Genomic DNA, 2,137 nt, shown 5'->3' with positions numbered 1-2,137 from the left:
CACCAGCACTGGCCAAATTCCTCTACGATTTGGGCTATTCAACAGGGGAGTTCGGCAAGAACCACTTGGGAGACCACCCCGCAGCACTGCCAACTGCCCACGGTTTTCAAGAGTTTTGGGGCTACCTCTATCACTTGGATGCGATGCAAGGGGTGAGTTTTCCTGACATCAACAAATCGCCTACTGAACAAGCCATTGCACCACCCTGCAAAAATGAACCATTGCCCGGAGTGCCCGACGCCCCCGGGGCTGTCGACCCCAGGACGGGTATTTGCCTGACCCCGCCACGACCGGTAATTGCTTGCRCATCCTCGGATGGCACACAGCAGAATCAGAAGTGTAAGGATGAAGGCCCATTGACCCTTGACCGGTCAAAAACCGTCGATGAAGAAATCTCAACACACCTCATCGATTTCCTCGACCGCAATGACCCTAAAAAAACCAACAAACCTTTCTTCGTCTGGTACAACCCGGCACGTATGCACATCACTACCGTGCTGTCAGAGAAGTATCTGAGCATGGTCGGCACCCCTGGCGGCAAGGATTGGGGGGTCAATGAGGCCGGTATGAAGCAAATGGATGACAACATCGGGTATGTCATCAAGAAGCTTGAAGACATGGGGCAGCTGGAAAACACCATTATTGTGTTTACCACCGACAACGGTGCTGAAGTCATCACCTATCCCGACGGCGGCGTCACCCCCTTCAAAGGTGGCAAGCTGACAACCTGGGAAGGCGGTATGCGTGCACCGATGGTTGTTCGTTGGCCTGGACACATCAAGCCAGGCACCGTCAGGAATCAGTTGTTTGCATCGCTGGACTGGGTGCCAACCCTGGTTGAAATTGCCGGTGGTCCGAAGGGGAATGACCTGAAGACACAGATTGAAGGTGGCAAGTACCCAGGCATCGTCAAAACCACACTCGATGGCGTCAATCAAGTTGACTATCTGACAGGTAAGAGTGAGAAGTCCGCGCGCGAGACCTTCTTCTATTACACCGGTGCCAAGCCTTCGGCAGTGCGCTACAAAAACTGGAAGATGTACTACACGATGGTGCCAACCGATCCTACGGGAGCTATGAAAGGACCTGTAAGCTACTCTTGGACCATGGTTGACAATATCAAGCGCGATCCCTTCGAGATTGCTGGCGGGCTGGACGATCCTAAATCCATCACGGGTTACGGTGGGGCACTTGCTGCACCCGTCACAGCCTATCTCTATGACTGGAATATGCTACCCCTCGGTCAGTTGCTGTGGATGAAAGAACTAGCATCGTATAAAGAGTTCCCACCCTTGCAAGCACCTGAAACCTACAACCTGGACGGCATCATGGCCGAAATGGCAGCCTCCAGAGCGTCGAGTCATGCCGGCGAATAGGACGCGGGAGCGAGTCTGAAATAACCACCGATTTCTTGCGCTGCTGTATCGCTCAGGAAGTCGGTGGTGGACCGTTCTGTCGCGCGGACCTTATCGATGGACGCGTCCTGGAACAATTGAAATGTTTCCTTTAAATCAAACTATCATCACGAAAATTTACTTTTTGTTTACTCCCCGCTGGAAGTCGTGTCTCTAGGGCTCTATCCGGCTGCGTGGCGCTGACAGACGCATCAGCATTGGCCATGCAACTCTTTCCAACAGTAGCCCCGGCTTATGCCTACTGAATATGTCCTCTATTGTTCACTCACACTCTTCTAGTGGGGGTGAACCGGGTTTGGTTTACCTGCCGCAGCACCTACTGTTGCGCAATTACCCCCCCCTGATTCAGGAGGTGGTCCCTTGCTGGAAAACTGACACTCGGGGCGTTCTCTCTCGGCACTTTGCTGTCAATACTAACAGTAGCTACTAACCCTCCTTCACGATTTACCCCTTTTGGAATGCATGCAGTGAGCCCCTGGTACTTTGACGCCCTCTTTTCACAAGTGGAGTCCCCATTTAGCACCGCTGAGCAATCCCTGCCTTTTCCCGTAGTTCCAGCTACTTTCGGACATGAAGAGACTGTGAATTAGAGTGAATTCACAGCTTTTTATTTCGTAATCCAGAGTACCTGCCTAATAGTCAAAACCCTTACTTTTCCCACGCGGCAGAGCAGCGATGAGGCAGCAAACGTTATGAACGCCCTCTCTTTCAGCCAGCACCGT

1 protein-coding gene is annotated in these 2,137 nt (G+C 52.5%); it reads left to right on the top strand.

Annotation, left to right across the window (positions count from 1 at the left end):
• Window positions 1-1,376 (top strand): sulfatase-like hydrolase/transferase (locus AC1DRJ_RS25370; protein WP_477804577.1); only part of this gene is annotated, 1,376 nt, incomplete at its 5' end.
• Window positions 1,377-2,137 lie beyond the last annotated feature (761 nt).

The organism is Pseudomonas sp. P5_B2, from assembly GCF_056400445.1.
This window is presented reverse-complemented; position numbering and strand designations above follow the sequence as displayed.